Raw genomic sequence first — 22461 nt, 5'->3', positions numbered from 1 at the left:
CGATGGCAGAGCAGCCCCACGTCTACGAGCGACTCCGCTCCGGGATCCTCGATCTGGAGCGCGTCCCCGGCTCGCGGATCACCGAACGCGGCCTGGAGGCCGAGCTCGGAGCCTCCCGCACCCCGTTGCGTGCGGCGCTCATGCGGCTCGAGGCGGAGGGCCTGGTGCAGCGGGACGGCCGGGCGTGGCAGATTTCCCCTATCGACCTCGGTGAGATCGCCCGGCTCAGCGAGCTGCGGGACGCGGTGGAGTCAGCGGGCGTGCGCCTCAGCGTCGCGCGCGCCTCCGACGACGCACTCCGCGCACTGCGCGACGCTCTCGGCGCCTACGACCCGGACCGCCCCAGCGGGGACGCAGTCGGCGCGGGTGCGCACTTCCACGTGCGACTCGCCGAACTCAGCGGCAACCACTTCTTCGCCGACACCGTCGAGTCGGCGATGACGCGCCTCGCACGCACGCGCTGGCTCGAGGTGCGCACGCCCGAGGCCCGGCGAACCGCCTGGGAGGAGCACCGCACGATCCTGGATCAGGTCGCGGCGCGGGACGCCGACGCCGCGGCGGACAGCATCCATCGTCACATCGTCGGCACGCACGAGCGGTTGCAACGAGCTCTGGACGCGGACGCGCGCCTGCTCCGCGCCCGCGGGCTCACGATCGTAGGGACGGTCGCGCCCTAAGAGCGCAGGAGGTCCGCGCCGGTGCGCAACGCGATCGGGGCGCCGGCGTATCGATCGGCGTCGCCTGTCACGAGCGCGTCGCCGTGGAGGACCGTCAGAGCGACGTACTCGGCGGCGAAGGTGTCCGGCCAGCCGAGCTCGCCGACGAGACGCCAGGCAGTCTTTCGCAGTACGCGGTCGCCGAGCAGCCGGACAGGCAGCCGGTCGACGGCGGGGATCAGTGCGCGTGCAGACCGCTCCTCGCGAACGCCGGAGACGACATCGCGACGGAGCGACGCCAGCACCTCCGAGCGCAGCAGCGTCGGCGCCAGGAGGGTGTCGCCCGAGGCCGGGACGTAACCGGCCTCCGCGAGCACGATGGCTGCGGAGGCGTCGATCACGTAGGCCGTCATGCCTCAGCCCTCGCCGTTCTCCGGCTCGGAATCCGTGACATCCGGCTCGGCGGTGTCGTCAGCGCCGCCAGGCTCGTCGTCGTCCGGGATCTCTTCGAAGAGCCCGGGCGGCGGCGTGAGCGTGATGGTGCCTGCGGCCAGGTCGACCTCCGGAACGATGGCCGAGACGAACGGCACCAGGACCTCGCCGTCGGGCGTGCGCACGACCAGCAGATCTTGCGCGGGCAGGTGGTCGACCCGGGCGATCGTCCCGACCTCCACGCCGTCGCGGCGCGCGCTGAGCCCGACCAGCTGGTGGTCGTACCAGGCGTCCTCCTCTTCGGGAAGCTGACGGACGTCCTGGCTCACCCACAGGATGGCCTTGACGAGCGTCTCCGCCTCGGTGCGGTCGTCTACACCGGCGAAGAAGGCGACGGGATGACCGTTGTACCAGCGGAGCTCCGTGAGCTCGATCGTCTTGCCGTGCCACTTGGAGGCCGTGGGCACCTGGAGGGTGAAGACCGCTCCCGGCACGAATCGGCGCTCCGGCTCGTCGGTGTAGAGCTCGACCTTGATCGCGCCTTTGAGGCCGTGCGCCTTGGTCAGCCGGCCGACACGCAGCTCGGTCTGATCCGGCCGCGGAGCGACCTCCTTGCGGGGCAGCTTGTGCTCGGCCACCTCAGTCGTCGACGACGTCGACGCGGACGCGCCGGCCGTCGGCCAACGCAGCCACGAGCGTGCGGAGCGCTTTGGCCGTACGGCCCGAGCGGCCGATGACCCGGCCGAGGTCCTCGGGGTTCACACGAACCTCGAGGACCTCGCCACGCGGGGAGCCCTTGGCCACCACATGCACGTCGTCCGGGTGGTCGACGATGCCTTTGACCAGGTGCGTGAGCGCGGGTGCGAGCAAGGTGTTACGCCTTCTCGCCGTCGGCCTCGGAGGCCTCTTCGGTGATCTCTTCCGCCTCGGCGACGACCTCGGCCTCGGCGGCCTCCTCGGCCTCGACCTCGGCCTCGACGACGGCCTCAGCCTCGGCGGCGACCTCGGCCGGCTTCTCGTCCTTCTTCGGCTTGAGGACCGGCTTCTTCTTGTCGTCGGCGACGAACGCGACCTTCTCGTCGGCGGTCTTCACGGTCGAGACGGCGTTCTTGTCACCCTTGAACTTGCCCCAGTCGCCGGTGAGCTTGAGGAGCACGAGCACCTGCTCGGACGGCTGGGCGCCGACGCTGAGCCAGTACTGCGCGCGGTCGGAGTCGACCTCGATGCGCGAGGGCTCCTCGGTCGGGTGGTACAGACCGATCTCCTCGATGACGCGGCCGTCGCGCTTGGTGCGCGAGTCGGCGACGACGATGCGGTAGTACGGAGCGCGGATCTTGCCGAGGCGCTTCAGACGGATTTTGACAGCCACAATTCTCCTGTGTTGACGTCCGGAACCCCTGGGGTTCCGGTGGATTCGTTGTCGAACTGACTGCCGTGGGCGTGGGGGCACACGCGGCAGGAGGTCTATTGTTCGTCCCACGCGCCGGATAGAGGGTCGGGCACGTTGAACTCAACTAGATATTCTGTCAGAAAAGCGGCCACAAGTAACAATCGGCACAGTGAACTATCGGACGATGGGACCAGACCCGGATGCAGATCCACTTCGCGGAGTCCGAGCGCTCCACCGTCGGCATCGAGTGGGAGCTGGCCCTCGTGGACGCCTCCAGCGGCGACCTGGTGCAGATCGCCGACGACGTCCTCCGCGAGCTCGGGACCCCCGACGGCCGTGAGCATCCGCAGATCACGCACGAGCTGCTCCTCAACACCGTCGAGCTGGTCAGCCGCGTGCACCGCACGGTGCCGGCGGCGATCGCCGACCTCCAGGAGCTCATCGGGCTCACCAGGGAGGTCACCGACCCGCTGGGAGTCGAGCTGATGTGCGCGGGGACGCATCCCTTCGCCCAGTGGTTCGACCAGAAGATCACGCCGAACGAGCGCTACGACCGTCTTCTCGACCGCACGCAGTGGTGGGGCAGGCAGATGATGATCTGGGGCATCCACGTGCACGTCGGCATCGACGAGCGCGACAAGGCGCTGCCGATCGTGAACGGCCTCCTGACCTACTACCCGCACCTGCAGGCCCTGAGCGCATCCAGCCCGTTCTGGGCCGGTGCCAGGACCGGCTACGCGTCCAACCGCGCCCTGATGTTCCAGCAACTCCCCACCGCCGGCCTCCCCTGGCAGTTCGGGACCTGGGCGAACTATGAGGAGTACGTGCAGGACTTGGTCACGACCGGCGTCGTCGAGGACCACAGCGAGGTGCGCTGGGACATCCGGCCCTCGCCGAAGTGGGGAACGGTCGAGATGCGCGCGTGCGACGGCCTCTCGACCGCCGACGAGGTGGGTGCGGTCGGGGCCCTCATCCACTGCCTGACCGACCGGATGTCGGGCGATCTCGACCAGGGCGTCGAGCCGGTCACCCTGCAGCCGTGGTTCGTGCGCGAGAACAAGTGGCGCGCCGCGCGCTACGGCCTCGAAGCCGAGATCATCGTCGCACCCGACGGCTCGGAGCGCCTCGTGAGCGACTGCCTCCTCGAGCTGGTCGACGAGCTCGGCGAGACGGCGGACCGGCTCGGCTGCGCCGACGAGCTCGCGACCGTGGCCGACGTGCTCGCCACCGGCGCCAGCTATCAGCGGCAGCTCGCCGTCGCAGAGGCGAACGGCGGCAGCCTGCAGGCCGTCGTGAGCTCGCTCACGCACGAGCTGCGCAGCGGACTCGACCGCGGCTCCCGTGGCTCGATCGCCTGACAGCACAGCCGCCTCCTAGCCCCGCATAGGGCATCCATAGGCTCCTGATTTAGGCTCGAAGACATGCTCCACCACCGGCCCCTCGCCACAGCGGCGACCGCCCTGGCAGCGCTGCTGCTCGGGACGCTCGCTCTCAGCGGCTGCGCCACCGCCTCGAGCCCCGCATTGAATCTGGGTTCCGCGGTGAACGGCGGCCGACACCCCGTCGTCGCGATCGTCGGCGACTCGATCGAGTCGGGAATGGGCCTCGAGCCGTTCGAATCCTGGCCGGCGCTCGTCGCGGTCGACCGCCGCTGGGGTCTGGAGAACTTCAGCGAGCCGGGCGCCGGGTTCGTCGCGCTGGGCTCGAGCAATCAGAGCTTCGACGGACAGATCGACCAGGCCATCGCCGCGAAGGCCGACGTGGTGCTGATCGGCGCGTCCGACAACGACCTCGGACAGGACACGGCCTCCGTCGCCGCGGCGATGGCCGCAGCCGTCGAACGGTTGAGGGACGCGCTGCCGAAGGCGCACCTCGTCGGGTACAACGCGCTCACGGGCGAAGCGAGCGACAGCGACCTCGCTCCCCTGAACGACGCCCTGCGCACCGCGGTCACGGCGGCAGGCGGCAAGTGGATCGACCTCGGCCAGCCGTATCGCGGACAGGCGGGCCTCGTGCAGGACGACGGGGAGCATCCCACGCTCGAAGGGCAGCAGGCGATCGCCTCGGCGTTCCTCTCGCGGATCGACGGACTGGTCTGATGGCCGGTTCGGCACGGCGAGGCAGCCGTATCCGCCTCGCGGCGACGGCGGTCGTCGCTGCGACGCTCCTCCTGCTGAGCGGCTGCGCACTGACCTCGATCGACTCGCGGGCGAGCTCCGCTCCGTCGGCGACGGCTTCCTCCCGCCCCCACACGACTACGACGGGGATGCCGTCGGCCGCCGTGATCGGCGACTCCATCGCGATCGGCTGGAACGTCCCCGCCGACGATGCGTGGCCGCTCATCGCCGCCGACCGCCTCGGCTGGAACCTGACCGACCTCGGCGAAGGCGGCGCCGGGTTCACCAAGCCCGGGGTCAACACCCACGACTTCGACGACCAGGTGAGCGCCGTGATCCGCTTGCGTCCCCAGGTCGTCATCATCGCGGCGACGATCAACGACGCAGCGACCGCGAAGGTCGCACCCGGCACCGTGAAGACGGCGACCCAGGCTTCGGTCGACCGGTTGTCGAACGCGCTTCCCGACACGACGGTCATCGGCATGGGTGCGGTGTGGGGAGCCATGGCCGCTCCTGCCGTCACGAGCGTGATGGACGACGCCCTCAAGAACGCGGTCCTCGGGGCCGGCGGGCACTGGCTCGCCATCGGCCAGACCTTCCTCGGTCGCGCCGACCTCATGCAGACGGACGGCATCCACCCGAATGCGGCGGGACAGACGCTGCTGGGGAAGACGGTCGCCGACGCGATCGCGAAGGCAGGGATCGAGCCCGGGCCGGCCTCCGAGTGACCCGTGGCGGCGTGCTGCGACACGCCCGGGACGCGCACACAGCGATCTGTCAGTCTCCACGGTCTACCCTCACTCCGTGCCCACCCGTTCCCGCCTGATCGCGCTCGTCGCGGTCGCGGCCGCAGCCGTCGCTCTGGCCGGCTGCTCCTCCACTGCTCCCGCGCGACCCGTCGCGGCCGAGGGCACTCCCGCCGCTGCACCGGCGGACCACACGAAACCGCAGGTGATCGCCATCGGCGACTCGATCGCCTTCGGCAAGGGAATCCGTCCCGACGAGGCATGGCCGGCGCTCATCGCCGCGCAGCACGGCTGGAGCCTCACGAACCTGGCCGTGTCCGGGTCCGGCTTCGTCAAGCCCGGCTGGAACGGCGACACGTACCGCGAGCAGGTCGACACGGCCCTCGGCCTCCACCCCGACTACATCCTGATCGCCGCCACGCGGAATGACCGTGAGCAGAGCCCGGCTCTCGTCACCTCGTCGGCCGACGAACTGCTCGGAGAGCTGCACGACACCTTCCCCCGGGCCCGCATCATCGGCATCACGACCGTCTGGGGCGCCGACGCGCCTCCGCCCACGGTGGCGACCGTCAACGCGATCGTCGAGAAGGCCGTGACGGACGTCGGTGGCACCTTCCTCGACATCGGGTATCCGCTCGCCGGGCACCCGGAGCTCGTGCAGGTCGACGGCATCCACCCGAACGCGGCAGGCGAACGCATCGTCGCGAAGACCATCGAGGATCGTCTGGCCCCGCTCGGCGTGACCTCCTAGGCCACTGCGGCGACCGCTGGCCCGCGGGCCTAGCGGCCCATGAAGCGCTGAAGCGCGGCCAGCTCCTCCTCGGAGGGGCCTCCCGCTGCGCCCTTGCCGCCGCCGACGCCGAAACCGCTGCCCGCCGAAGTGCTCGTCGCGCCCGGCTTGACCCCCGATGCGAGAGCGGCGTTCTCGGCCGCACGCTTAGCCGGGTTGCCCGAGCGGGAGCCCTTCTTCTTGGGCTGCTGCTTGCCGCGGCCCGAGTAGCCGGCGCCGGGGATCGGTCCCATGCCGGGAACGTTCGGCACACCGCCCTTGGCGACGGTCTTCATCATCTTGGCCGCCTGCTCGAAACGGTTGACGAGCTGGTTCACCTCGGTGACCGTGGTTCCCGAGCCCTTCGCGATACGCAGCCGGCGCGAGCCGTTGAGCAGCTTCGGGGTGGTGCGCTCGGCCGTGGTCATCGACTGGATGATGGCCTCGGTGCGCACGATCTCGCGCTCGTCGAAGTTGTCGAGCTGCTGCTTCATCTGGCCGGCGCCCGGGAGCATGCCCATCATCTTCTTGATGGAGCCCATGTTGCGCAGCTGCTGCATCTGCTTGAGGAAGTCGTCGAGCGTGAAGCTGTCGGTCGCGAACTTCTCGGCGACCTTGCGCGCCTCGTCTTCGTCGAACGCCTCCTGCGCCTGCTCGATCAGGGTGAGGATGTCACCGAGGTCGAGGATGCGGGAGGCCATGCGGTCGGGGTGGAACGGCTCGAAGTCGTCCAGGCCCTCACCGGTGGAGGCGAAGATGATCGGGCGGCCGGTGATCGACGCGACCGAGAGGGCGGCTCCACCGCGGGCGTCGCCGTCGAGCTTGGAGAGCACGACGCCGGTGAAGTCCACTCCGTCTTGGAACGCCTTGGCCGTCGCGACCGCGTCTTGACCGATCATGGCGTCGATCACGAAGAGGACTTCGTCGGGCTCGGTGGCCTTGCGGATGTCGGCGGCCTGCTTCATGAGCTCGGCGTCGACGCCGAGACGGCCAGCAGTGTCGATGACGACCGTGTCGTACTGCTTGGTCTCGGCGAACTTCAGGGCGTCCTTGGCGACCCTGACCGGGTTGCCGACGCCGTTGCCCGGCTCCGGGGCGAACACCGGGACGCCGGCCTGCTCGCCGACGATCTGGAGCTGAGTGACGGCGTTGGGCCGCTGGAGGTCGGCGGCGACCAGGAGCGGCGTGTGCCCGTCTTTGGCCAGCCACTTGCCGAGCTTGCCCGCGAGCGTGGTCTTTCCCGCGCCCTGCAGGCCGGCGAGCATGATGACCGTCGGCGGCTTCTTGGCGAACTGCAGCCGGCGCTGCTGGCCGCCGAGGATGGCGACGAGCTCCTCGTTGACGATCTGCACGACCTGCTGGGCCGGGTTGAGCGCCTTGTTGACCTCGTCCGACAGGGCGCGCTCGCGCACCTTCGCTGTGAAGTCCTTGACGACGTCGAGTGCGACATCCGCGTCGAGCAGCGCTCGGCGGATCTCGCGCACCGTTCCGTCCACGTCGGACGGCGTGAGCTTGCCCTTGGTGCGGAGGTTCTTGAAGGTGTCCGTAAGACGGTCGGACAGCGAGCCGAAAGTAGCCATGATCCGACAAGTCTATCGGGCCTGGCCGGGCGGTCGCCGAGGACGGCCAGTGGTTCCCGGGTGTCGGTCAGCTCTGGGTGTCGACCGCGACCACGTCGCCGCGCACATCGAACGACACCGTCAGGATGGCGTCCGTCTCGTCCGGGCTGATGGAGTAGTCGAACGTCGCGAAGACCTCGTCCTCCCCCGCCTGGTCGGCCTGCACCGTCACGGCGAGCAGCTGCAGCGATCGCAGCACGTCGATCGCGATGTCGCCGGAGTTGTAGACCAGCAGGTCGAGGAGCGACTCCCCCAGCTTGTCGACGTGCTCGTCGATGTAGTTGGTCGTCGCCGACTGCCGCGAGCTCAGCTCGGCGATCAGCGCGTCGCGCGCCCGCGCGTCGAAGCCTTCCAGCGCCTGGATCAGCGCCGCCGCCGCGTCGAGCGCGTACTCGCCCACCGCCGACTCGTCGTCGGCGAGCAGGTCGACCTCCACGGGCTGATCGGCCAGCTCCACCGTGTCGCCCCAGGCCAGGCCGCCGGATGCGGTCTCGTCGATGACTCCGAAGTAGTCGTGCTCGATGGCCATGCCGCCCCTATCCGACCAGCTGCTGGGCGAAGACGTGCGGAGTGAAGCCGGTCAGGTCGTTGATGCCCTCGCCCTGGCCGATGAGCTTGATCGGGAGGCCGGTGCGCTCCTGCACGGCGAGGACGAAGCCGCCCTTGGCCGAGCCGTCGAGCTTGGTCAGCACCAGCCCGGTCACCCCGGCGTGCTCGAGGAAGGCCTCGGCCTGCGCGAGCCCGTTCTGCCCGGTGGTCGCGTCGAGGACCAGGAGCACCTCCGCGATCGGCGCCTGCTTTTCGACGACGCGCTTGATCTTGGAGAGCTCGTCCATCAGACCGCCCTTGGTCTGGAGGCGGCCCGCCGTGTCGATGATGACGATCTCGGTGCCGTCGCGCTTCGCCTTCTCGACCGTCTGGAACGCAACGGAGGCCGGATCTTGGCCCTGCTGCTGCGGCCGGACGATCTCGGCGCCTGCGCGCTCGGCCCAGGTCGCCAGCTGCTCGACGGCGGCGGCGCGGAAGGTGTCGGCGGCGCCCACGACCACCGACCGGTCGTACGTGCGCAGGAACTTGGCGAACTTGCCGATGGTCGTCGTCTTGCCGACGCCGTTGACGCCGACGACGAGGACGATCGCGGGCCGTTCGCTGAGCTTCAGCGTGGTGTCGAGCTTCGAGAGACGCTCCTCCATCGTCTCGCGCAGCATGCGCTGGAGGTCGGCCGGGTCGGTGGTGTGGTAGCGATCGACCTTGGCGCGAAGGTCGCCGACGACCGCCTCGGTGACGTCGGGGCCGAAGTCGGCCGTGATGAGCGCAGCCTCCAGATCGTCCCAGGTGGTCTCGTCGATGGTCTTCTTGGCGAACAGCCCGCGGAGGGCGCCCGACAAGGACCAGGGAGTGCGATCTGCCATGACACTCAGACTAGTTGGTACGGTGGCGGCATGTTCTCCCTCGTCGCGGTGTCGGCCGAGCTCGCCGAGCAGCTCGTGGCGATCGAGAACGACGGGGAGGACGCCGTGCACCAGGCGCGCACCCGGGTACGGCGGCTCCGCAGCATCCTGCAGGTCTACCGCGCGGCGTTCGAGCGCGACGCGGAGGTGCGGCTGCGCTCACGCCTGAAGGCGCTGGGCGACCGCCTGGGCGCGGTGCGCGACCTGGAGGTGAAGGCGGATTCGCTCGAGGATCTGCTGGAGGCCGACGACGAGATCGCCGTGGTCGACCTCGTCTCCGCCGAGGTCGCGGAGACCCGGGCCGCACACGCGCGCGAGCTCGCATCGCTCATCCGGCACCTGCACGGCCGGACGGTGCGGCTGCTCCTCGCCGACCTCCAGATGTTCGCGGCCGCGCCGCCGCTCAGCGCGAAAGGGCGCACGCAACCCGACCGGATCACCGACCGCGGACTCGAGAAGGCGGTGCGGAATGTGCACCTCCCGCGCGGCGACTCCCTCGAAGATCGGCATGCCACCCGCAAGGCCGCGCGCAAGGTGCGCTATGCCGCTGAAGCTGTCGCCGACGAGCTCGGCCGGCCTGCTGTGCGGCTCGCGGCGGCGGCGAAGGCCGCGCAGGACGCGCTCGGCGACAACCGCGACGACCTCCTTCTCGCGCACCAGCTCCGAATGCAGGGCCACATCGGTCTCGCGATGCGCTGCGAGCGGCGGGCGGCGGAGGCCCTCGACGGACTGGACGTGAAGCTGGCGGCGATCGAGCTGTGACCGACCGTCGCTAGGCCGACGCCTTCTCCTGCGCGACGCGTTGTCCGACGACGGCCGACACGCCGTCCTGGCGCATCGAGACGCCGTAGAGCGCGTCGGCGATCTCCATCGTGCGCTTCTGGTGCGTGATCACGATGAGCTGGCTGTTCTCGCGGAGGTCCTCGAAGATGGTCAGCAGGCGGCCGAGGTTGGCGTCGTCCAGCGCGGCCTCCACCTCGTCCATGATGTAGAACGGGCTGGGCCGCGCCTTGAAGATGGCGATGAGCAGGGCCACCGCGGCGAGCGAGCGCTCGCCGCCGGACAGCAGCGAGAGCCGCTCGATCTTCTTGCCGGCCGGCTTGACCGAGACCTCGATGCCCGTGGTGAGGAGGTCGTCGGGGTTCGTCAGCGCGATGTGGCCGGACCCGCCGGGGAACAGGATGGGGAAGACGCGCTCGAACGCCGCCTCGGTGTCAGCGAACGCCGACTCGAAGATGGTCTGCATCTTCTCGTCGATCTCCTCGATGATCGTCACGAGGTCTTTGCGCGTGTTGGTGAGGTCGGTCAGCTGCTCGGTGAGGAACTTGTGCCGCTGCTCCAGCGCGGCGAACTCCTCCAGGGCCAGCGGGTTGACCCGGCCGAGCTGCGCGAGCTTGCGCTCGGCCGTGGCGAGTCGCTTCTGCTGCTGCTCGCGGACGAAGGGGACGCCCTGCGGCTCCTCGGGATCGGCTTCACCGGCTTCGTCGGCTGCGTCGCCGGCGGCGTCGTCGGCGTCGGCGGGACGCGCGACCGGGATCAGCACCTCCGGCCCGTACTCGGCGACCAGGACGTCCTCCACGAGCCCCAGCTCGCTGCCCGCCCGCTCCAGCAGGCTCGACAGGTGCAGCTTCTTCTCGTAGATCTGCAGCTCGAGCCCGTGCACGGCCTCGGTGATCGTGTGCAGGCGATCCCGGAGCGCGGACTCCTCGCGGCGCACGGTCGCGAGCTCCTCGTTCTGGCTCGCCCGCTGCGCTTCGGCCGTGGCGAGCTCGACACGCGCCTGTGCCACCGACCGGTCGGCCGACGCCAGCACCGCGGGCAGCGCGTCGACGACGCCCTGCGCGGCGTCGAGCTGACGGCGTCGGATGACGGCGCGGCGGGCGGCCTCCTCCGCCGCGGCGCGCTCGGCCTCCAATTGACGGGAGAGCGCCTCGCCGCGTGCCTGCTCCGCACGCACCCGCTCCTTGGCCGTCTCGACGCCCAGGCGGGACTCGACCTCAGCGTCGCGGGCGGCCTCCAGCTCCAGTGACAGCGCGTCGCGCGCCGAGACGTCCAGGATCGGGCGCGGCCGCGACCGGGCGACCTCCAGCTCGGACTTCGCGGACTCGGCCGCCTGCTCGGCATCGGCCACGCGCTCGGCCGCCTGCTCGAGCGCGCGGCTCAGGCGGTCGAACTCCGCCTCTGCGGCCTCCGACTGCACGCGCAGCCGGTTGAGCTGCTCGGTCTGCGCGGCGAGCTTCGCGTCGAACTCGCGCAGGGCGGACAGCGCGGCCTGCGACTGCTCCTTCGCGACCTGGACGACGCCGCGCTGCTCGGCCAGCGCGAACCGCGCCCTGTCGATCAGGGAGGTGACCTCGTCGAGCCGCTCCTGCGCGGCGTCGCGTTCGGCGAAGAGCTCGATGCGGCTCTGCTTGGCGCCGGAGCCGCCGCGCAGCACGAAGTCGGTCAGCACGTCGCCCGAGCGCGTGATCAGCGTGATCGGGCCGCCGAGCCCGCGGCCGCGGAACGCCTCCGCGGCGGTGCGGGCGGCCTCCAGATCGTCGGCGATCGCGGTGAAGGCGAGGAGGCCCAGCACACCGGAGGGCGCGTCGACCACCGAGCGGGCAGGAACAACGCCGGCGATGCCGCCGAGGTCCACCTCCGGCGCCACGGCATCGGCGACCACGACCTCCACCCGGCCGAGGTCGTCGGCGGCGGCGTGGGCGACCGCGTCGAACGCGCTGCCTCTGCTGTCGGCGAGCACGGCGTCGGCCAGCGTTCCGAGCGCCGCCGCGATGGCCGCCTCGAAGCCGGGGTGCACCCGGAGGTGCTCGGCCACCAGCCCGCGCACGCCGGTCAGCCGCGCGGCCACCAGTGCGGAGGAGCCGTCCTTCTGGTCGAGCGCGAGTGACAGGGCGGAGGTGCGGGCCGCGAGTGCGTCGCGCTCGCGCTCCAGCGCGTGCAGCTCGTCGCGCAGCTTCTCGATGAGCCCCTCGGCCTCGAAGACATCCGCCTGGGCGAGCTCGTACGCCTCGTCGAGGCTGCCCTCGCCCGCGTCGCCGATCTCGGCGTCCGCCTCACGCGCGGCGAACTCCGAACGCGCCTTCTCGCGCCGCTCGGTCGCGGCGTCGAGCGCGTTCTGCTGCCGCAGCACCTCGCCGCGCACAGCCGCCAGCCGCTGCGCCGCGGCCTCCGCCTGGCCGTTCAGCTTGCTGATCTCCAGATCGTGCTTGGAGACCAGCGCGCTCTGCGCCGCGATCTCCTCGTCCACGGAGTCGAGCCGGGCGCGAGCGGCGCGCGTGGCGGCCTGCGCGGCCTCCCACGCGGACTCGGCCTCGGTCACCGCGGCCCGGAGCCGCTCGACTTCGTCGGCGGCGTCCTGCACCATCTGCGGGCTGACCCGCGGGCCGTCGTCTGTCGCGTCCGACTGGCTCCCGAGCAGCGCCAGCCGCTGGGTCGCCAGAGTGTAGAGACTGCGGAGCCGGTCCTGCGCCTGCTCGAGAGCGAAGGCGGTGCTGCGCGCGACGTCGACGGCGTCGCCGACCTGCGCCTGCTCGAGGCGCGTGCGACGCAGCTGCTTCTGCTCCAGCTGCTCCTGCAGCACGATCTGCTCGCTGTGGCGGGAGGCCTCCGAACGCGTGTGGTCGTCGAGCGACCGGCGCAGCCCGACGACCTCGTCGGCCAGGAGGCGCGCCCGGGCGTCGCGGACGATCGCCGCGATGGACTGCGCCTCGCGCGCGATCTCGGCCTGGTGGCCGAGAGGCTTCAGCTGCCGGCGCACTTCACCGGCGAGGTCGCTGAGGCGGGTCAGGTTGGTCTGCATGGCCTCCAGCTTGCGGAGGGTCTTCTCTTTGCGACGGCGGTGCTTGAGGATGCCGGCGGCCTCCTCGATGAAGCCGCGGCGCTCTTCCGGGGTGGCGCGCAGCACCGCGTCCAGCTGCCCCTGACCGACGATGACGTGCATCTCGCGCCCCAGGCCGGAGTCGCTCAGCAGCTCCTGCACGTCGAGCAGCCGGCACGACTGGCCGTTGATCGCGTACTCGCTCCCGCCGTTGCGGAAGAGGGTGCGCGAGATCGTGACCTCGGTGTACTCGATCGGCAGGGCGCCGTCGGAGTTGTCGATCGTGAGCTGCACCTCGGCGCGACCGAGGGGGCCGCGGGTGGAGGTGCCGGCGAAGATGACGTCCTCCATCTTGCCGCCACGAAGCGTCTTGGCGCCCTGCTCGCCCATCACCCAGGCGAGGGCGTCGACCACGTTCGACTTGCCGGACCCGTTCGGGCCGACGACGCAGGTGACGCCCGGCTCGAAGGCGAAAGTCGTCGGCGTGGCGAACGACTTGAAGCCCTTGAGCGTCAGACTCTTCAAATACACGCAGGTGAATCTACCCGACCCCCACGGTCTCGCCCGTTCCCCCTGCCGCCGGGCACAGGAAAAGTGCGCCGTTCCGGGTGGAATCGGCGCACTCTCCTGTGTGTTCGGCGGCGAAGCGCCGCTCAGCCTACGCCGAGGTAGGCCTCCTTGATGGCGGGGTCGGCGAGGAGTTCGCGACCGGTTCCCGAGCGCGTGATGCTCCCGGTCTCCAGCACGAACGCCCGGCTGGCGCGAGCGAGCGCCTGGTTGGCGTTCTGCTCGACCAGCAGCACCGTGGTGCCCTGCTTGTTGATCTCCGTGATGATCGAGAAGATCTGCCGGATGAACTGCGGCGCGAGACCCATCGACGGCTCGTCGAGCAGCAGGAGACGCGGGTTCGACATCAGCGCGCGGCCGATGGCGAGCATCTGCTGCTCGCCGCCGGACATCGTGCCGCCGACCTGCGTCTTGCGCTCGGCGAGCCGCGGGAACAGCGAGAACACGCGCTCGAAATCCGGCCCCATGTTGGAGCGGTCCTTGCGGCCGAACGCGCCCATGTCGAGGTTCTCCATCACCGTCATGCCCGGGAAGATCCCTCGGCCCTCCGGAGCCTGCGAGATACCCCGGATGACCCGGATGTGCGCCTTCATCTTGGTGATGTCCTGGCCGTCGAACAGGATCGAGCCCTTCGACGGGTTCAGGATGCCCGAGATGGTCTTCATCGTGGTCGACTTGCCGGCGCCGTTCGCGCCGATGAGGCTGACGATCTCGCCCTCCTCCACGGAGAACGACATGTCGTGGATCGCCTCGATGCGTCCGTAGGAGACGCTGATGTTCTTCAGTTCAAGCAACGTCATCTTCGGGCTCCCCCAGGTAGGCGGCGATCACGCGCGGGTCGTTCCGGATGGCCACCGGCACGTCGTCGGCCAGCTTGCGGCCGAACTCCAGCACCACGATGCGATCCGTCACTCCCATGACCAGCTTCATGTCGTGTTCGATGAGGAGGACGGTGTAGCCGTCGGCACGGATGGTCCTGATGAGGTCCATCAGGTCCTCCTTCTCGGCCGGGTTGAAGCCGGCGGCCGGCTCGTCCAGGCAGAGCACCTTGGGGTCTGTCGCCAGGGCTCGCGCGATCTCCAGCCGGCGCTGGGAGCCGTACGGCAGCGACCGCGAGAGGTCGGCCGCGTGGTCGGCGATGCCCACGAACTCGAGCAGGGCCATCCCGCGCTCGATGGCGGACTTCTCCTCCCTGGTGTGGCGCGGAAGCCGCAGCAGTGCGCCGGGGACCGACGTCCTGTGCCGCGCGTCCAGGCCCACGACCACGTTCTCGAGGGCCGTCATCTCGCCGAACAGCCGGATGTTCTGGAACGTGCGCGCCAGCCCCAGCCGCGTGATCTTGTGCTGCTTCTGGCCCTTGATCGACTGGCCCTCCAGCAGCACGTCGCCGCTGGTCGGCTTGTAGACGCCGGTCATCGCGTTGAAGCACGTCGTCTTTCCGGCGCCGTTCGGTCCGATCAGGCCGAGGATCTCGCCGCGACGGATGTCGAACGACACGTCGTCGAGGGCGAGGAGGCCGCCGAACTTCACGGTGAGGTTGCGCACCTCCACGATGTTCTCGCCGACCTCGACCGCGATCTCGCGATCGGGGGCCGCCGCCTCGGCGACGTCCAGGTCGATACCGGCGGCCTCGAGTTCGTCCTCGTTGGCGCCGAGGGCCGGCTCCTCCTCCGGGACTGCCGTGGTGTTCTCGTCGCTCATCGCGCGCCTCCCTTCGCCGCCTGGGCAACTCTGTTGTACGCGTGCCTGCCGTACGCCAGCAGCTTCTGGCGCGCAGGGAACAGACCCTGCGACCGGAAGATCATGATGAGCACGAGCGCGACGCCGAAGATCAGGTACTTGTAGTCGGCGATCGCGGTGAACCGCAGCGGGATGTAGGCGACGATGGCGCCACCGATCATGGCGCCGACCTTGTTGCCCGCGCCGCCGAGCACGACGGCCGCGAGGAACAGGATCGAGGTCTGCACGTCGAACTTCTGATTGTTGACGAAGCCGACCTGACCGGCGAACAGCGCACCGGAGAGGCCGCCGACGCCAGCGCCGATCGCGAACGCCCACACCTTGTACTTGAAGGTGGGAACGCCCATGATCTCGGCGGCGTCCTCGTCCTCCCGGATGGCGATCCACGCGCGGCCCACGCGGCTGCGCTCCAGGTTGCCGACGAGCAGCAGGATGACGATGATGATCGTCACAGTGAGCCAGTACCACGGCACGCCGTTCGAGTTCGAGAAGATCGGGATGCCCTTGGCGGTCTCGCCCGGCGGGTGCCCGACGTTCTGGAAGCCGACCTGGCCCTTCATCGCCGGGATGATCGTGGCGAGGATGCGCACGATCTCACCGAAGCCGAGCGTGACGATCGCCAGGTAGTCGCCGCGGAGGCGGAGCGTCGGCACGCCGAGGATGACGCCGAACGTCATCGTGACCGCCATGGCGACCGGGATGGTCCACAGGTACGGGATCTTCAGGAACGGCGAGTCGGGGCTGGTCAGCATCGCCGCGGTGTACGAACCCACCGCGAAGAAGGCGACGTAGCCGAGGTCGAGGAGGCCGGCGTAGCCGACCACGACGTTCAGGCCGATCGCGATGAGGCCGTAGGTCGCCATCGCGAAGCAGGCCAGCGGCCAGTCGTTGCCCGGCTCGGTGGTCAGCGGGAAGAAGTTCAGGTATGGCAGCGCGTACGCCAGGGCGACCACGATCAGCAGCCACGCCCACTGCACGGCACGAGGGAGGCCGTTCCAGCGGTCGCGGAGCGGCTGGAGGAAGCCGCCGCGCTTGCGGGCGCGTGCGGCCTCCAGCGCGTCGTCGGCCTGCTCCCCGCGCCCGTCGGGAAGGACCTTGGGGCCTTCTGTCGTGCTCATGCGCGGCTCCTTCCGAGGGAGGTGCCCAGGATGCCCGTCGGCTTGATCAGCAGCACCAGGACCAGGACGACGAAGGCGACGACGTCGGTCCACTGCGAGTCGCCGAGCAGGATCTGGCCGTAGTTGCCGATCACGCCGAGCAGCAGGCCGCCGAGGAGGGCACCGCGCACATTGCCGATGCCGCCGAGGACGGCGGCGGCGAACGCCTTGACGCCGAGCACGAAGCCGCCGTTGTAGATCACGCCGGAGGGGACCAGCATCACGTAGAACAGCGCAGCGGCGCCCGCGAGGATACCGCCGGTGATGAAGGTGATCTGGATAATCCGCTCCTTGTTCACGCCCATCAGCGTGGCCGTGTCGGCGTCCTGCGCGACGGCGCGGATGCCGCGGCCGGTGCGGGTGCGGCGGATGAACCAGTCGGTGGCGATCATCAGGATCACCGAGGCGACCACGATGATGATCTGCTGGCTGTTCACGATCGTCCCGAACACGTCGAACACCGGCTTGGGGATGAACATCGTCACCGCCGGCTCCGCGTTCGCGCCCCGGATAAGGAAGATCAGGTACTGGATCGTGAACGAGGCGCCGATCGCCGTGATGAGGAACACGAGGCGTGGCGCGTTCCGCCTTCGCAGCGGACGGTAGGCGACGCGTTCCAGCACCCAGGCGGTGAAGGCCGACGCCGCCATGCCGACGAGCAGGGCGAGCAGGAGGTCGCCGATGATCGCCACCGGGCTCAGGTTGGGGGCGCTCGGTCCGAACCCGAGCGACGTGAGGGTGATGACCACGCCGTACGCACCGACGATGAACACTTCGGAGTGCGCGAAGTTGATCAGGTTCAGCACGCCGTAGACGAGCGTGTAGCCGACAGCGATCAGGCCGTAGATGGCGCCGAAGGTGAGACCGTCGAAGGTGGCGCTCCAGAAGTTCTGGACGAGCGCGTTGACGTCGAAGTTGATCCAGGAGTTGTCGAGGACGGGATGGACGAGGAGGAGGGTTTCGAGCATTCGAACTTCCAGGGTTCAGTGCCGGATCGTCGTTGGTCCGGCTCAGTTCTAGTGAGAGTCGAAACAAAGGTGCCGCGGGCCACGGTGGCCCGCGGCACCTTCGTGTGTCGCGTTATCCGATGGTGCCGATCGGAACGATCTTGCCGTTGTCGACCTTGTAGCCGTAGACGGTCGGCGCCTGGAGCTCACCGGTGGAGTCCCACTTGTAGTGCTTGCTCAGGCCGTCGGCGTCGTAGTTCTTGACCCAGTCGACCAGGTCGGCGCGCGTCGTCTTGCCCTTGTCGATGCCGGCGAGCAGAACGGTGGTGGCGTCGTAGCCCTCGATCGAGTAGGTGCCGGGCTCGGCGCTCGCGAGCTTCTTGTAGTCGGACTCGAAGGTCGGGATCAGCTCACCCGGGATGCAGGGGCAGGTGAAGTACGCGTTGCTGGACGCGTCGCCGGCCAGCTTGATGAACTGGTCGTCCTTCACACCGTCGGGGCCGACGAACGTGCCCGTGTAGCCCTTGTTCACCAGCTGCTGGTCGAACGGAGCACCCTCGGCGTAGTAGCCCGAGTAGTAGACCGCGTCCGGCTTGGCGTTGAGGATCTTCGAGATCACGGCCGAGAAGTCCTTCTGGCCGGTGGTCACCTTGTCGGTGCCGACGAGCGCGTCGCCGAGCGCCTTCGAGGTGGTCGTGCCGAGGCCGATGCCGTAGTCCGAGTCATCCTGGACCAGGTAGACCTTCTTGGCCTTCAGCTTGTCGGTCAGGAACTTCGCCGCCGCGGGGCCCTGCACCGCGTCGTTGCCCAGGCCGCGGAAGAAGGTCTTCCAGCCGTTCTGGGTCAGACCCGGGTTGGTCGCCGACGGGGTGATGTGGACGAGGCCCTGCTGCTCGAAGATGTTGCCCGTGGCCTTCGACTCGCCGGAGAACGGCAGGCCGACGACGCCGACGATGTCGCCCTCGTTGACCGCCTGGGTCACCGGACCGGTCGCCTTGTTCGGGTCACCCTCGGTGTCGAACTTCTTGAAGGCGACCTGGCAGCCCTTGTTGGCGTCGTTGTGCTGGTTGATGGCCAGCTGCACACCGTTGTAGATGTTGATGCCGAGCTGGGCGTTGGGGCCGGTCTCGGCGCCGACGTAGGCGATGGTCAGACCCGAGGGACAGGTGGCTTTGCCGTCACCCGCGGGGAGCACCGCGTCCTTGGGGGTGTCCACGGAGGTGATCGCCGGGATGTTCACCTTCGAGTTGGAGCTGGTGGAGCCTCCTGTGGACGGCTGGTTGGCACAGCCCACGAGGAGCAGTGCGACTGACGCTGCAACAGCCGCACCGATCGTGACTTTCTTTCCTAGCATCTTCTGCCTCTCGACGTGAATCCGTGTCGAACGCGGCGTGATTGCCACGTCGCACCACGAATATGTGTGCTGAGACTACATGCGATGCAAGCATTTGCACCCGACATTCCCGCCCAGATTTACACGATCGAAACCAAAGCGACCGCTGCTCTTCCCAGCGATCTGAAACAGGGTTATGGTGAGTGGTTCGACATCGGGAGGTGGCGGTGCGCATCGAGCGGCTGACTCCCCCTGCGGCACTCGGAACGCCGGACTGGGCCGTGTTCGAAGAGCTCGTCGGTGTGCTGAACGGGATCAGCGTCGCTCTCTGGCAGGCCGATGACTTCGTCGAGACCGCCGAGGAGGCGCTGGCGTCCTTCCGAGCGCAGGAGTACCAGGAGAAGATCCTGCTCGTCGCGATCGAGGACGGCGTGGTCGTCGGGCGCGTCCAAGCGGACTTCCCCCTCGACGAGGACGCCGAGACCGTCTCCCTCCTGATCGATGTGGCCCCGGCCGCGCGGGGTCGCGGGATCGGCACCGCCCTGCTGGCCGCGGCCGAGGAGCTGGCCGCAGAAGGCGGTCGCCGCGTCGTGAGCGCCTACACCGAGCATCCGGCACGCACCCTCGGCGACAGCGTGTCCGTCGTCCGCGCGCCGTCCGGCGCGGCCGGCCTCCCCTCGGAGTCGCCCGATGTGCGCTTCGCCCTGCGGCGCGGCTTCCGGCTCGGCCAGGTCGAGCGGTCGAGCGAGCTGCTGCTCCCCCTCCGCCCTGCGCGGGAGGCGGGCCTGGCGAGCACGGCGGCTTCCGCGACCGGCTACCGGGCGGTCTCCTGGATGGGACACGCCCCCGACGAGCTGCTCGAAGCGTTCGCGGCGCTGAAGGCGCGGATGACGATCGACGTGCCGCAGAGCGGAATCGCCCTGGACCGGGAGGAGTGGACCGGCGAGCGTGTGCGTGCCCAGGAACGCGAGCTGGAGGCACGAGGCGAGCCGCTGCTGGTCACCGCGGCGCAGCACATCGGTTCGGGCGAACTCGCCGCGTACACCGAGATCGCGGTGCCCGCCGACGGTGACAAGGCCGAGCAGTACGACACCCTCGTCGCCGTCCCGCACCGCGGACACCGGCTGGGAACGCTGGTCAAGCTGCAGAACATCCACGAGCTCGCGGAGCACGCCCCGCACATCACGCGGCTGCTGACCTGGAACGCCGACGAGAACGTGCCGATGCTCGCGATCAACCGCGCGTTCGGGTTCCGGTTGCACGCCCTGACGGGGCACTGGCAGAAGAAGCTGGACTGACCCCCGGCGGAGTCACGGAGCGGCAGGGCGCGGTGCGCGCAGCCGCTGGCAGTTCGGGCAGAAGTGCGACGAGCGGTTCATGAAGCGCTCGCGCACGATCGGCGTGCCGCAGCGCGGGCACGGCTTGCCGTCCTGGCCGTAGGCGTTGAGGCTGTGCGAGAAGTAGCCCGAGTTGCCGTTCACGTTGACGTACTGCGCGTCGAAACTCGTGCCGCCCTCGGCCAGTGCTTTGTCGAGCACGTGCCTCACCTCGGTCAGGAGAGTTCTCACCTTCGCGCGACTCAGCGACGACGCGGGCTGCTCGTAGTGGATGCGGGCGGCCCAGAGAGCTTCGTCTGCGTAGATGTTGCCGATGCCGCTGACGACCGTCTGGTCGAGGAGGACGCGCTTGATCCCGCTGCTCCGGCGCGCGAGGGCGGCCCCGAAGGCCGCGTCGTCGAACGCCGGGTCGAGGGGGTCGCGGGCGATGTGCGCGACCTGCGTCGGGAGGAGCGGCTCGTCGGTGCCGAGACCGGCCGGAGCGCCGTCCGCCGTCGGGACCAAGCTGTCGACGGCCATCGAGCCGAAGATCCGCTGGTCCACGAAGTGCACCCACAGCTCACGGTGGTCGCCGGGGAGCGTCGCGGGCGTCTCGATATGGAGGCGGATGCGCAGCAGGCCGGCCTCCTCGAACCCGGGTTCGCGGAGGAGGATCTGCCCGCTCATGCCGAGGTGCGCCACGATCGCGCGACGCGGAGCGCCCTGAAGCGGGATCCAGAGGAACTTGCCGCGGCGGGCGGGGGCCTGCATGACGCGGCCGGTCAGCAGCGCCTCGAACGTGCCGGTCAGCGGGTCGTGCCGCTTCAGAGACCGCTGCTCGAAGACCTCGACCCCGAGGATGGTGGCTCCCGTGACCGCCGGCGCCAGACCGGCGCGGACGACTTCAACCTCGGGGAGCTCGGGCACGGCGGCGGGTCAGCTCGGTCCAGGCGTTGAGCGCGGCGGCCATCTCGGCCTGCTTCTTGCTCGTGCCCTCGCCGGTGGCGGTGACGAGGTCGCCGACCGAGACGGTGGCGTGGAATGTCTTGGAGTGATCCGGTCCGGTGTTCGTCACCGTGTAGACCGGGAGGCCGGCGCCGCGGTGGGCCGCGGCCTCCTGCAGGCTGGTCTTGGGATCCATTGCGGCGCCGAAACGGTCCGGGTCGGCCAGCAGCGGGTCTATGAGGCGGAGCACCAGCGACGTCGCCTCCTCGCCACCCACGTCGAGATAGGCGGCGCCGATCAGCGCCTCGACGGTGTCGGCCAGGATCGAGGCCTTGTCGCGGCCTCCGCTCTGGTTCTCGCCGCGCCCGAGGCGCAGGTACTCGCCCAGGCCGATGCCACGGGCGACCTCGGCCAGCGCGACCGAGCTCACCAGGCTGGCCCGGCGCTTCGCGAGCTCGCCCTCGTCGAGGTCGGGGTTCTCGCGGAAGAGCTTGACCGTAACAGCCTGCCCGAGGATCGAGTCGCCCAGGAACTCCAGGCGCTCGTTGTTGGGGATACCGCCGTGCTCGTACGCGTAGGAACGATGCGTCAGCGCAAGCTCGAGAAGCTCGGGGTCGATTTCGACCCCGAGCTTCTCGATGAGCGCAGTGCGGTCAGAATTCTCGCCGGTCATCGGTGCTCGTCTGACCTCGGAACGCTGATCAGACGTCGGCGACCTTGCGGCCCTTGTACTCCATGAACAGCGCGGTGCCCGCGGAGTCCTCGACGACCTTGGCACGGTGCGGGAGGCTGTAGACGACCTTGCCGTTCTCGATCGACTTGACGAGCGTGGGGACCTCGGCCTTCCACTGCGAACGACGGGCGTGGGTGTTGGCGCGAGACTGCTTCCGCTTCGGAACGGCCATGACTATCTCTCTTCTCCAGCCCCGGCGGCCGGGGCGTTGTTGCTGGTGGACTCGGTGTCGGAAGCCTGGAACGCCGCGAGCGCGGACCAGCGAGGATCGACGGTCTCGTTCGGCTTGCGGTCCGGTACATCCGCCAGCCTCTCCCCGGTCTCTGGATCGAGACCCGGGCAGTCCGGCCGGCACACCGGCTGAAACGGCAGTGACAGCACCACCGCATCCCTGATCAGAGGTTCAAGATCCACGTGGTCGTCGTGAACCTCATAATCGAAAGCTTCCGTAGAAGGATACGCGAAAAGTTCCTGGAAATCGACTTCGACAGGCTCCTCGATGTCGATCAGGCACCGGCCGCAGACGCCGGTGGCGGTGGTCTCGGCCTCCGCCGTGACCAGGATGCCCTCGTGCATCGACTCCAGTCGGAGGTCGACATCGATGGTCGCGCCCTCCGGCACGGAGAGCAGCCCCTCGCCCAGTTTGTCGGCGACAGGCATGGCGATACGCTGCTCCCGCATCTCGCCGGGGCGCCGCATGAGGTCGTACACGTTGACGCTGTA

Annotated in this window: 24 protein-coding genes; 7 read left to right on the top strand and 17 right to left on the bottom strand. The window is 69.4% G+C overall.

Features of this window, described 5'->3' with window-relative positions:
- The first annotated feature begins 2 nt into the window (after positions 1-2).
- Positions 3-677 carry a GntR family transcriptional regulator gene (locus ASF88_RS14925; protein ID WP_055920009.1) on the top strand — a complete coding sequence of 225 codons (675 nt, stop codon included), beginning with the start codon at positions 3-5 and terminating at the stop codon, positions 675-677.
- Here the strand turns inward: ASF88_RS14925 and ASF88_RS14920 are convergent.
- The 4 genes from ASF88_RS14920 to rpsP are packed head-to-tail and all read right to left on the bottom strand — an operon-like array spanning position 674 to position 2457.
- Positions 674-1069, bottom strand: a complete 396-nt coding sequence (locus ASF88_RS14920; protein ID WP_055920006.1) for a hypothetical protein — start codon at positions 1067-1069, stop codon at positions 674-676. The two genes, ASF88_RS14925 and ASF88_RS14920, sit on opposite strands and share 4 nt — an antisense overlap.
- 3 nt (positions 1070-1072) lie before the next feature.
- Positions 1073-1726: a ribosome maturation factor RimM gene (gene rimM / locus ASF88_RS14915; RefSeq protein ID WP_082518983.1), complete on the bottom strand. Its 654-nt coding sequence runs from the start codon at positions 1724-1726 to the stop codon at positions 1073-1075.
- 1 nt (position 1727) lies between these two features.
- On the bottom strand, positions 1728-1958 hold the full coding sequence (locus tag ASF88_RS14910; protein ID WP_055920003.1) for an RNA-binding protein: 231 nt from the start codon (positions 1956-1958) through the stop codon (positions 1728-1730).
- Between the two features lie 4 nt (positions 1959-1962).
- Positions 1963-2457, bottom strand: coding sequence for a 30S ribosomal protein S16 (gene rpsP / locus ASF88_RS14905; RefSeq protein ID WP_055920000.1), 495 nt, complete (start codon positions 2455-2457; stop codon positions 1963-1965).
- 221 nt (positions 2458-2678) lie between these two features.
- On the opposite strand from rpsP, the gene ASF88_RS14900 reads away from it, so the two are divergent.
- The 4 genes from ASF88_RS14900 to ASF88_RS14885 all read left to right on the top strand — a co-directional run bounded on the left by ASF88_RS14900 (position 2679) and on the right by ASF88_RS14885 (position 6092).
- Positions 2679-3836 (top strand): glutamate--cysteine ligase, encoded by a 1158-nt coding sequence (locus ASF88_RS14900; RefSeq protein ID WP_055919997.1) that lies wholly within the window; start codon positions 2679-2681, stop codon positions 3834-3836.
- Between the two features lie 63 nt (positions 3837-3899).
- A complete protein-coding gene (locus ASF88_RS14895) occupies positions 3900-4577 on the top strand; it encodes an SGNH/GDSL hydrolase family protein (protein ID WP_055919994.1) in 678 nt (225 codons plus the stop codon).
- Positions 4577-5323: an SGNH/GDSL hydrolase family protein gene (locus ASF88_RS14890; RefSeq protein ID WP_235493474.1), complete on the top strand. Its 747-nt coding sequence runs from the start codon at positions 4577-4579 to the stop codon at positions 5321-5323. Before ASF88_RS14895 ends, ASF88_RS14890 begins: the two co-directional genes overlap by 1 nt.
- Before the next feature lie 76 nt (positions 5324-5399).
- Entirely contained in the window at positions 5400-6092 is a 693-nt protein-coding gene (locus tag ASF88_RS14885) for an SGNH/GDSL hydrolase family protein (protein WP_235493473.1), read from the top strand.
- Between the two features lie 29 nt (positions 6093-6121).
- Here the strand turns inward: ASF88_RS14885 and ffh are convergent, their stop codons facing one another.
- The 3 genes from ffh to ftsY all read right to left on the bottom strand — a co-directional run bounded on the left by ffh (position 6122) and on the right by ftsY (position 9141).
- Positions 6122-7690: a signal recognition particle protein gene (ffh, locus tag ASF88_RS14880; protein ID WP_055919991.1), complete on the bottom strand. Its 1569-nt coding sequence runs from the start codon at positions 7688-7690 to the stop codon at positions 6122-6124.
- Positions 7691-7757: 67 nt separating this feature from the next.
- Positions 7758-8258 (bottom strand): DUF2004 domain-containing protein, encoded by a 501-nt coding sequence (locus tag ASF88_RS14875; RefSeq protein WP_055919989.1) that lies wholly within the window; start codon positions 8256-8258, stop codon positions 7758-7760.
- Between the two features lie 7 nt (positions 8259-8265).
- Complete coding sequence (gene ftsY / locus ASF88_RS14870; RefSeq protein ID WP_055919986.1) at positions 8266-9141, bottom strand: signal recognition particle-docking protein FtsY; 876 nt, start codon at positions 9139-9141, stop codon at positions 8266-8268.
- A gap of 30 nt (positions 9142-9171) precedes the next feature.
- On the opposite strand from ftsY, the gene ASF88_RS14865 reads away from it, so the two are divergent.
- A complete protein-coding gene (locus tag ASF88_RS14865; RefSeq protein WP_055919983.1) occupies positions 9172-9942 on the top strand; it encodes a CHAD domain-containing protein in 771 nt (256 codons plus the stop codon).
- A gap of 10 nt (positions 9943-9952) precedes the next feature.
- On the opposite strand, the gene smc is transcribed toward ASF88_RS14865, so the two are convergent.
- The 6 genes from smc to ASF88_RS14835 all read right to left on the bottom strand — a co-directional run bounded on the left by smc (position 9953) and on the right by ASF88_RS14835 (position 18765).
- The gene (gene smc, locus ASF88_RS14860; RefSeq protein ID WP_055919980.1) at positions 9953-13531 is read right to left on the bottom strand and encodes a chromosome segregation protein SMC; all 3579 of its coding nucleotides are present in this window, start codon (positions 13529-13531) and stop codon (positions 9953-9955) included.
- A gap of 122 nt (positions 13532-13653) precedes the next feature.
- Positions 13654-14367, bottom strand: coding sequence for an ABC transporter ATP-binding protein (locus ASF88_RS14855; RefSeq protein WP_055919977.1), 714 nt, complete (start codon positions 14365-14367; stop codon positions 13654-13656).
- Positions 14354-15268 (bottom strand): ABC transporter ATP-binding protein, encoded by a 915-nt coding sequence (locus tag ASF88_RS14850; protein ID WP_055919973.1) that lies wholly within the window; start codon positions 15266-15268, stop codon positions 14354-14356. Before ASF88_RS14850 ends, ASF88_RS14855 begins: the two co-directional genes overlap by 14 nt.
- Positions 15265-16425, bottom strand: a complete 1161-nt coding sequence (locus ASF88_RS14845; protein ID WP_055919970.1) for a branched-chain amino acid ABC transporter permease — start codon at positions 16423-16425, stop codon at positions 15265-15267. The genes ASF88_RS14850 and ASF88_RS14845 overlap by 4 nt, the downstream gene beginning before the upstream one ends.
- Positions 16422-17432 carry a branched-chain amino acid ABC transporter permease gene (locus ASF88_RS14840; RefSeq protein ID WP_055919967.1) on the bottom strand — a complete coding sequence of 337 codons (1011 nt, stop codon included), beginning with the start codon at positions 17430-17432 and terminating at the stop codon, positions 16422-16424. The genes ASF88_RS14845 and ASF88_RS14840 overlap by 4 nt, the downstream gene beginning before the upstream one ends.
- Positions 17433-17544: 112 nt before the next feature.
- Positions 17545-18765 carry a branched-chain amino acid ABC transporter substrate-binding protein gene (locus ASF88_RS14835; RefSeq protein ID WP_055919964.1) on the bottom strand — a complete coding sequence of 407 codons (1221 nt, stop codon included), beginning with the start codon at positions 18763-18765 and terminating at the stop codon, positions 17545-17547.
- A 182-nt stretch (positions 18766-18947) separates the two neighbouring features.
- Here ASF88_RS14835 and ASF88_RS14830 point away from each other — a divergent pair, with 182 nt between their 5' ends.
- A complete protein-coding gene (locus ASF88_RS14830) occupies positions 18948-20042 on the top strand; it encodes a GNAT family N-acetyltransferase (protein WP_055919960.1) in 1095 nt (364 codons plus the stop codon).
- A 12-nt stretch (positions 20043-20054) separates the two neighbouring features.
- Here the strand turns inward: ASF88_RS14830 and mutM are convergent, their stop codons facing one another.
- From mutM to ASF88_RS14810, 4 genes are read right to left on the bottom strand one after another with little or no spacing between them, the layout of a single operon-like run.
- Positions 20055-20987 carry a bifunctional DNA-formamidopyrimidine glycosylase/DNA-(apurinic or apyrimidinic site) lyase gene (gene mutM / locus ASF88_RS14825; RefSeq protein ID WP_055919957.1) on the bottom strand — a complete coding sequence of 311 codons (933 nt, stop codon included), beginning with the start codon at positions 20985-20987 and terminating at the stop codon, positions 20055-20057.
- Complete coding sequence (gene rnc / locus ASF88_RS14820; protein WP_055919955.1) at positions 20965-21678, bottom strand: ribonuclease III; 714 nt, start codon at positions 21676-21678, stop codon at positions 20965-20967. The genes mutM and rnc overlap by 23 nt, the downstream gene beginning before the upstream one ends.
- A 28-nt stretch (positions 21679-21706) precedes the next feature.
- A complete protein-coding gene (gene rpmF / locus ASF88_RS14815) occupies positions 21707-21910 on the bottom strand; it encodes a 50S ribosomal protein L32 (RefSeq protein WP_055919953.1) in 204 nt (67 codons plus the stop codon).
- 2 nt (positions 21911-21912) lie between these two features.
- Complete coding sequence (locus tag ASF88_RS14810; RefSeq protein ID WP_055920555.1) at positions 21913-22437, bottom strand: YceD family protein; 525 nt, start codon at positions 22435-22437, stop codon at positions 21913-21915.
- Positions 22438-22461: the final 24 nt, after the last annotated feature.

This window comes from Leifsonia sp. Leaf336 (genome assembly GCF_001423695.1).
Lineage (GTDB): Bacteria > Actinomycetota > Actinomycetes > Actinomycetales > Microbacteriaceae > Leifsonia.
This window is presented reverse-complemented; position numbering and strand designations above follow the sequence as displayed.

Excerpts from the sequence above, each read along its gene's own strand:
- ASF88_RS14925 (WP_055920009.1), top strand. The coding sequence starts at position 3 with ATGGCAGAGCAGCCCCACGTCTACGAGCGACTCCGCTCCGGGATCCTC.
- ASF88_RS14920 (WP_055920006.1), bottom strand. The coding sequence starts at position 1,069 with ATGACGGCCTACGTGATCGACGCCTCCGCAGCCATCGTGCTCGCGGAG.
- ASF88_RS14900 (WP_055919997.1), top strand. The coding sequence starts at position 2,679 with ATGCAGATCCACTTCGCGGAGTCCGAGCGCTCCACCGTCGGCATCGAG.
- ASF88_RS14895 (WP_055919994.1), top strand. The coding sequence starts at position 3,900 with ATGCTCCACCACCGGCCCCTCGCCACAGCGGCGACCGCCCTGGCAGCG.
- ASF88_RS14890 (WP_235493474.1), top strand. The coding sequence starts at position 4,577 with ATGGCCGGTTCGGCACGGCGAGGCAGCCGTATCCGCCTCGCGGCGACG.
- ffh (WP_055919991.1), bottom strand. The coding sequence starts at position 7,690 with ATGGCTACTTTCGGCTCGCTGTCCGACCGTCTTACGGACACCTTCAAG.
- ASF88_RS14875 (WP_055919989.1), bottom strand. The coding sequence starts at position 8,258 with ATGGCCATCGAGCACGACTACTTCGGAGTCATCGACGAGACCGCATCC.
- ftsY (WP_055919986.1), bottom strand. The coding sequence starts at position 9,141 with ATGGCAGATCGCACTCCCTGGTCCTTGTCGGGCGCCCTCCGCGGGCTG.
- ASF88_RS14865 (WP_055919983.1), top strand. The coding sequence starts at position 9,172 with ATGTTCTCCCTCGTCGCGGTGTCGGCCGAGCTCGCCGAGCAGCTCGTG.
- ASF88_RS14855 (WP_055919977.1), bottom strand. The coding sequence starts at position 14,367 with ATGACGTTGCTTGAACTGAAGAACATCAGCGTCTCCTACGGACGCATC.
- ASF88_RS14850 (WP_055919973.1), bottom strand. The coding sequence starts at position 15,268 with ATGAGCGACGAGAACACCACGGCAGTCCCGGAGGAGGAGCCGGCCCTC.
- ASF88_RS14845 (WP_055919970.1), bottom strand. The coding sequence starts at position 16,425 with ATGAGCACGACAGAAGGCCCCAAGGTCCTTCCCGACGGGCGCGGGGAG.
- ASF88_RS14840 (WP_055919967.1), bottom strand. The coding sequence starts at position 17,432 with ATGCTCGAAACCCTCCTCCTCGTCCATCCCGTCCTCGACAACTCCTGG.
- ASF88_RS14835 (WP_055919964.1), bottom strand. The coding sequence starts at position 18,765 with ATGCTAGGAAAGAAAGTCACGATCGGTGCGGCTGTTGCAGCGTCAGTC.
- rnc (WP_055919955.1), bottom strand. The coding sequence starts at position 21,678 with ATGACCGGCGAGAATTCTGACCGCACTGCGCTCATCGAGAAGCTCGGG.
- rpmF (WP_055919953.1), bottom strand. The coding sequence starts at position 21,910 with ATGGCCGTTCCGAAGCGGAAGCAGTCTCGCGCCAACACCCACGCCCGT.
- ASF88_RS14810 (WP_055920555.1), bottom strand. The coding sequence starts at position 22,437 with ATGCGGCGCCCCGGCGAGATGCGGGAGCAGCGTATCGCCATGCCTGTC.